At 36.6% G+C, this 5,878-nt stretch carries 11 protein-coding genes and 2 pseudogenes; 8 read left to right on the top strand and 5 right to left on the bottom strand.

All coding sequences use genetic code 11. The features are described from left to right. From DRZ96_RS11025 to DRZ96_RS10990, 8 genes and pseudogenes are all read left to right on the top strand, one after another. A pseudogene (locus tag DRZ96_RS11025) lies at positions 1-231 on the top strand (hypothetical protein); the annotation flags it as partial. Next, a complete protein-coding gene (locus DRZ96_RS11020; RefSeq protein ID WP_256584679.1) occupies positions 228-485 on the top strand; it encodes a hypothetical protein in 258 nt (85 codons plus the stop codon). The pseudogene DRZ96_RS11025 and the gene DRZ96_RS11020, both read left to right, overlap by 4 nt. Next, on the top strand, positions 482-877 hold the full coding sequence (locus DRZ96_RS11015; RefSeq protein ID WP_256584678.1) for a PALP domain-containing protein: 396 nt from the start codon (positions 482-484) through the stop codon (positions 875-877). Before DRZ96_RS11020 ends, DRZ96_RS11015 begins: the two co-directional genes overlap by 4 nt. After that, the gene (locus DRZ96_RS11010; protein ID WP_256584677.1) at positions 874-1,095 is read left to right on the top strand and encodes a hypothetical protein; all 222 of its coding nucleotides are present in this window, start codon (positions 874-876) and stop codon (positions 1,093-1,095) included. Before DRZ96_RS11015 ends, DRZ96_RS11010 begins: the two co-directional genes overlap by 4 nt. A 178-nt stretch (positions 1,096-1,273) precedes the next feature. Further along, positions 1,274-1,399: a hypothetical protein gene (locus DRZ96_RS11005; RefSeq protein ID WP_256584676.1), complete on the top strand. Its 126-nt coding sequence runs from the start codon at positions 1,274-1,276 to the stop codon at positions 1,397-1,399. Beyond that, positions 1,380-1,676: a hypothetical protein gene (locus DRZ96_RS11000; protein WP_256584675.1), complete on the top strand. Its 297-nt coding sequence runs from the start codon at positions 1,380-1,382 to the stop codon at positions 1,674-1,676. The genes DRZ96_RS11005 and DRZ96_RS11000 overlap by 20 nt, the downstream gene beginning before the upstream one ends. Positions 1,677-1,953: 277 nt before the next feature. After that, complete coding sequence (locus tag DRZ96_RS10995) at positions 1,954-2,502, top strand: homoserine kinase (protein WP_256584674.1); 549 nt, start codon at positions 1,954-1,956, stop codon at positions 2,500-2,502. Further along, positions 2,441-2,797, top strand: coding sequence for a homoserine kinase (locus DRZ96_RS10990; RefSeq protein ID WP_256584673.1), 357 nt, complete (start codon positions 2,441-2,443; stop codon positions 2,795-2,797). Before DRZ96_RS10995 ends, DRZ96_RS10990 begins: the two co-directional genes overlap by 62 nt. 248 nt (positions 2,798-3,045) lie before the next feature. Here DRZ96_RS10990 and thrB read toward each other — a convergent pair whose 3' ends face one another. The 5 genes and pseudogenes from thrB to DRZ96_RS10970 all read right to left on the bottom strand — a co-directional run. Then, the gene (thrB, locus tag DRZ96_RS00415; RefSeq protein WP_256584680.1) at positions 3,046-4,803 is read right to left on the bottom strand and encodes a homoserine kinase; all 1,758 of its coding nucleotides are present in this window, start codon (positions 4,801-4,803) and stop codon (positions 3,046-3,048) included. A 150-nt stretch (positions 4,804-4,953) separates the two neighbouring features. Then, positions 4,954-5,268, bottom strand: a complete 315-nt coding sequence (locus tag DRZ96_RS10985; RefSeq protein ID WP_256584672.1) for a hypothetical protein — start codon at positions 5,266-5,268, stop codon at positions 4,954-4,956. Next, entirely contained in the window at positions 5,265-5,450 is a 186-nt protein-coding gene (locus DRZ96_RS10980; RefSeq protein WP_256584656.1) for a hypothetical protein, read from the bottom strand. The genes DRZ96_RS10985 and DRZ96_RS10980 overlap by 4 nt, the downstream gene beginning before the upstream one ends. Continuing rightward, positions 5,429-5,644, bottom strand: a complete 216-nt coding sequence (locus DRZ96_RS10975; protein WP_256584671.1) for a hypothetical protein — start codon at positions 5,642-5,644, stop codon at positions 5,429-5,431. Before DRZ96_RS10975 ends, DRZ96_RS10980 begins: the two co-directional genes overlap by 22 nt. 54 nt (positions 5,645-5,698) lie before the next feature. Then, a pseudogene (locus tag DRZ96_RS10970) lies at positions 5,699-5,878 on the bottom strand (hypothetical protein); the annotation flags it as partial.

Genomic DNA, 5,878 nt, shown 5'->3' with positions numbered 1-5,878 from the left:
TTTGCAAAAGAAAGAGGCTACTCCATTAGGGTCCTTGCCAAGTCAGAACTAGCAAATGATAAGATAAATATTTCTGTGATTCCTACTTTTGTTAGGGATAATTTCTTTGCAAAAACTTTTGGTGGAACTAACGGAGTTAAGGTCTGGGGAGAAAACTTCACTTCCTACGAACTCAAGGTCCTGGAGCAGGCAAGCTTGAAACTGCCGATGCAGTTATGCGTGACCTTTTGAGAATCCTTGCAAAAAGAGAAATAAAAACTTTTTATGACGCAGGAAATTCCTATGAAGTTGAAAATAATTTGGAAAACAAATTTTATGTGAGGACTTCTGAAGTCTCTCCTGAACTAAAAGACTTAATAGAAGAAGAAAAAATTATAAATGACGAACACCTAATAATTACAAAAAAAGTTTCCCTTGATAACTTGAGAGCTTCCCTTGGTAATCTCGACAAAGTTTTCTTGGCAGAAATTGAGGAGGATTTATGAAATTTTTATCAACAAGAAATTCAAATTTAAAAATTTCTGGCAGAGAAGCCATTGTCAAAGGAATCTCTGAAGACGGCGGTCTCTTTGTCCCAGAATCCTTCCCTGCCTTTGACATAATGGAGAACTTGGACCTGTCTTACACAGACTTGGCCCACAAAATTCTTTCACTTTATCTCACAGACTTTGACAAGGACGACTTGTTAGGGCTTATAGAAAAATCCTACGCATCCTTTGAAGATGAAATTGCAAAAGTTTCTTACCAAAAGGATTTTTACCTGGAACTTTATCATGGCAGGACTTCTGCCTTTAAGGACTTTGCACTTTGCCTTCTTCCAAACCTCTTGGCCTATGCCAAAAAATCTCTTGTATCAAGGACAAAACCCTTATTTTGACTGCAACATCTGGCGACACAGGTAAGGCTGCCCTAGAAGGTTTTTACAACACAGAAGACATTGACATCTTGGTCTTATACCCAACAGAAGGTGTGAGTTCCATCCAAAAGGCCCAAATGGATACAACAGGATCTTTAAATTCAAAGGTTATTTCCATTGATGGCAACTTCGACGATGCCCAATCTGCTGTGAAAAAATATTTAACGATGAAAAGATAAAAGAAGAGCTTAAAGAGGAAAATATTTATCTTTCTTCTGCCAACTCCATAAACATTGGCAGGCTCCTTCCCCAAATCATCTACTATTTTATTCCTACGCAGACTTAGTCAAGAATAAAAAAATAAGTGGCGGAGAAAAAATCTCCTACTGTGTTCCTACGGGAAACTTTGGAGACATCTTGGCGGGATATTACGCAAAGGAAATGGGACTTCCAATAGACAATCTTGTCATTGCATCAAATGATAACAATGTTTTGACAGACTTTTTCACTAGTGGAAGATACGATGCCAACAGGACCTTGTAAAGACAATTTCTCCTTCCATGGACATCTTGGTTCATCAAACCTTGAAAGACTAATCTTCCACAAGTCATCTGATGAAGTCGTTAAAGAAAAAATGGCTGACTTAAAAGACAAGGGTCTCTTTGAATTTAAGAGCGACTTCCATGAATTCTTGTGTGGTTTTGCCAAGGAAGATGAGACAAGGGAAACTATTAAGAAGGTCTTTGAAGAAGAAAATTATTTGATGGATCCCCACACAGGAGTTGCAAAAAATATTTGTAGACAAGCTTGGACTTCATAAGACAGTAATCTTATCAACAGCAAGTCCCTACAAGTTTTTTCTACAGTCTTAGGAGCTTTAGGGGAAAATCTTTCAGATGATGAGTTTGAAAATATTGATATCCTTCACGAAAAAACTGGAGTTAAGATTCCATCTGAAATTAAAAAATTAAAAAATAAAAAAATTCTTCACAAGACAAAAATTCTTAAAAATGAAATTGAAGAAGAGGTCTTAAAATTTGCAAGACGTGGCAAGAGAATTTCCGTCCCAGCCACTTCAGCCAACCTTGGACCTGGCTTTGACGTCCTTGGTTGCCCTTGACCTTGCCAACACTTGTGAGTTTAAGTTAAGTGATGACAAAAATGAATTTGAAAATAATATAAATTCAAATTTAATCTACAAGGCCTACAAGTATGCCTTTGACTTCTATGGAGAGGAAGCCCTTCCTGTGGACTTTAATGTGGACACCAATGTTCCACTTTCTCGTGGTCTTGGATCATCAGCTTCCTGCATTGTCATGGGGATCATGGCTGCCTTTGATGTCATGAAGAGAGACTTTGACAAGAAGGAAATTTTGAAACTTGCAACAAAGATGGAAGGCCACCCAGACAATGTAGCTCCAGCAATTTTTGGCAATGCTGTGGCATCAATCCTAAAGGATGATCAAGTTTACCTAGAAGAATTTGAAGTTTCAAATAATTTTAAATTCTTGGCAATAATTCCTGACTTCAAACTTCCAACAAAAGAAGCAAGAGATGCCTTGCCAAAGACTTACTCAAAGGAAGATGCTGTCTTTAACCTTTTCAAGACTTTCCATGGTAATCTTGTCATTAATCTCTGGCAATGAAGAAAACTTAAAAGTTGCCCTTGATGATAAAATTCACGAGCCTTACAGGTTAAAATTAATTCCAGAAATCGATGATATTGAAAAAATTATTGATGATTCAGAAGCACTTGGCCACTACCTAAGTGGTGCCGGATCCACTATTATGGTGGTCTTAAAGGCAGACGACAATACTTCAGAAGACCAAATCAAAAATAAATTAGATAAGCTTTCAAATTCTTATGAAGTAAGACTTCTTGATATTGATGAGAAGGGTGCCTTCATAAATTTAAAAATTAATTTTACAAAAAGTTTATAAATTAAAATTTTTAAAGCAAGGCCGTATTGTCGACCTTGCTCTTTATTTATATGACAATTTCTGGTAAAATAATTCTAAATTATTTTAAAAAAATGTGAAAGGAGCACTCATGAAAATTTTAAGGTCAGAGACCTTGTCATCACTTCACTATTTATTGCACTTGTAAAATTAATTTTTAAATTATGAAGGCACCCTTCTCATCAATATCAAGAAGTCTTACTTCATAAGAATTTGAAAGCTTATCTAATTTATTTTGATTTGGCTTCTGAAGTATTGTCGTCTGCCTTTAAGACCACCATAATAGTGGATCCGGCACCACTTAGGTAGTGGCCAAGTGCTTCTGAATCATCAATAATTTTTTCAATATCATCGATTTCTGGAATTAATTTTAACCTGTAAGGCTCGTGAATTTTATCATCAAGGGCAACTTTTAAGTTTTCTTCATTGCCAGAGATTAATGACAAGATTACCATGGAAAGTCTTGAAAGGTTAAAGACAGCATCTTCCTTTGAGTAAGTCTTTGGCAAGGCATCTCTTGCTTCTTTTGTTGGAAGTTTGAAGTCAGGAATTATTGCCAAGAATTTAAAATTATTTGAAACTTCAAATTCTTCTAGGTAAACTTGATCATCCTTTAGGATTGATGCCACAGCATTGCCAAAAATTGCTGGAGCTACATTGTCTGGGTGGCCTTCCATCTTTGTTGCAAGTTTCAAAATTTCCTTCTTGTCAAAGTCTCTCTTCATGACATCAAAGGCAGCCATGATCCCCATGACAATGCAGGAAGCTGATGATCCAAGACCACGAGAAAGTGGAACATTGGTGTCCACATTAAAGTCCACAGGAAGGGCTTCCTCTCCATAGAAGTCAAAGGCATACTTGTAGGCCTTGTAGATTAAATTTGAATTTATATTATTTTCAAATTCATTTTTGTCATCACTTAACTTAAACTCACAAGTGTTGGCAAGGTCAAGGGCAAGACCAAGGACGTCAAAGCCAGGTCCAAGGTTGGCTGAAGTGGCTGGGACGGAAATTCTCTTGCCACGTCTTGCAAATTTTAAGACCTCTTCTTCAATTTCATTTTTAAGAATTTTTGTCTTGTGAAGAATTTTTTTATTTTTTAATTTTTTAATTTCAGATGGAATCTTAACTCCAGTTTTTTCGTGAAGGATATCAATATTTTCAAACTCATCATCTGAAAGATTTTCCCCTAAAGCTCCTAAGACTGTAGAAGAAAACTTGTAGGGACTTGCTGTTGATAAGATTACTGTCTTATGAAGTCCAAGCTTGTCTACAATATTTTTTGCAACTCCTGTGTGGGGATCCATCAAATAATTTTCTTCTTCAAAGACCTTCTTAATAGTTTCCCTTGTCTCATCTTCCTTGGCAAAACCACACAAGAATTCATGGAAGTCGCTCTTAAATTCAAAGAGACCCTTGTCTTTTAAGTCAGCCATTTTTTCTTTAACGACTTCATCAGATGACTTGTGGAAGATTAGTCTTTCAAGGTTTGATGAAACCAAGATGTCCATGGAAGGAGAAATTGTCTTTACAAGGTCCCTGTTGGCATCGTATCTTCCACTAGTGAAAAAGTCTGTCAAAACATTGTTATCATTTGATGCAATGACAAGATTGTCTATTGGAAGTCCCATTTCCTTTGCGTAATATCCCGCCAAGATGTCTCCAAAGTTTCCCGTAGGAACACAGTAGGAGATTTTTTCTCCGCCACTTATTTTTTTATTCTTGACTAAGTCTGCGTAGGAATAAAAATAGTAGATGATTTGGGGAAGGAGCCTGCCAATGTTTATGGAGTTGGCAGAAGAAAGATAAATATTTTCCTCTTTAAGCTCTTCTTTTATCTTTTCATCGTTAAATATTTTTTTCACAGCAGATTGGGCATCGTCGAAGTTGCCATCAATGGAAATAACCTTTGAATTTAAAGATCCTGTTGTATCCATTTGGGCCTTTTGGATGGAACTCACACCTTCTGTTGGGTATAAGACCAAGATGTCAATGTCTTCTGTGTTGTAAAAACCTTCTAGGGCAGCCTTACCTGTGTCGCCAGATGTTTGCAGTCAAAATAAGGGTTTTGTCCTTGATACCAAGAGATTTTTTTGGCATAGGCCAAGAGGTTTGGAAGAAGGCAAAGTGCAAAGTCCTTAAAGGCAGAAGTCCTGCCATGATAAAGTTCCAGGTAAAATCCTTTTGGTAAGAAACTTTTGGCCAATTTCATCTTCAAAGGATGCGTAGGATTTTTCTATAAGCCCTAACAAGTCGTCCTTGTCAAAGTCTGTGAGATAAAGTGAAAGAATTTTGTGGGCCAAGTCTGTGTAAGACAGGTCCAAGTTCTCCATTATGTCAAAGGCAGGGAAGGATTCTGGGACAAAGAGACCGCCGTCTTCAGAGATTCCTTTGACAATGGCTTCTCTGCCAGAAATTTTTAAATTTGAATTTCTTGTTGATAAAAATTTCATAAATCCTCCTCAATTTCTGCCAAGAAAACTTTGTCGAGATTACCAAGGGAAGCTCTCAAGTTATCAAGGGAAACTTTTTTTGTAATTATTAGGTGTTCGTCATTTATAATTTTTTCTTCTTCTATTAAGTCTTTTAGTTCAGGAGAGACTTCAGAAGTCCTCACATAAAATTTGTTTTCCAAATTATTTTCAACTTCATAGGAATTCCTGCGTCATAAAAAGTTTTTATTTCTCTTTTTGCAAGGATTCTCAAAAGGTCACGCATAACTGCATCGGCAGTTTCAAGCTTGCCTGCTCCAGGACCCTTGAGTTCGTAGGAAGTGAAGTTTTTCTCCCCAGACCTTAACTCCGTTAGTTCCACCAAAAGTTTTTGCAAAGAAATTATCCCTAACAAAAGTAGGAATCACAGAAATATTTATCTTATCATTTGCTAGTTCTGACTTGGCAAGGACCCTAATGGAGTAGCCTCTTTCTTTTGCAAAATCAAAATCAGCTTCTTTACATTTTCAATGCCAAAAGTAAAAATCTCATCTTCATTGATATTTGAATTGTAAATAAGAGAAGATAAAATTCTTATCTTTCTCATGGCATCAAAGCCTCCAACATCAGC

Origin of the sequence: Peptoniphilus harei (genome assembly GCF_900454685.1) — a bacterium.
GTDB classification, from domain to species: Bacteria; Bacillota; Clostridia; order Tissierellales; family Peptoniphilaceae; genus Peptoniphilus_A; species Peptoniphilus_A harei.
The sequence above is the reverse complement of the archived record's forward strand: the minus strand, read 5'-3'. Positions and strand labels throughout refer to the sequence as shown.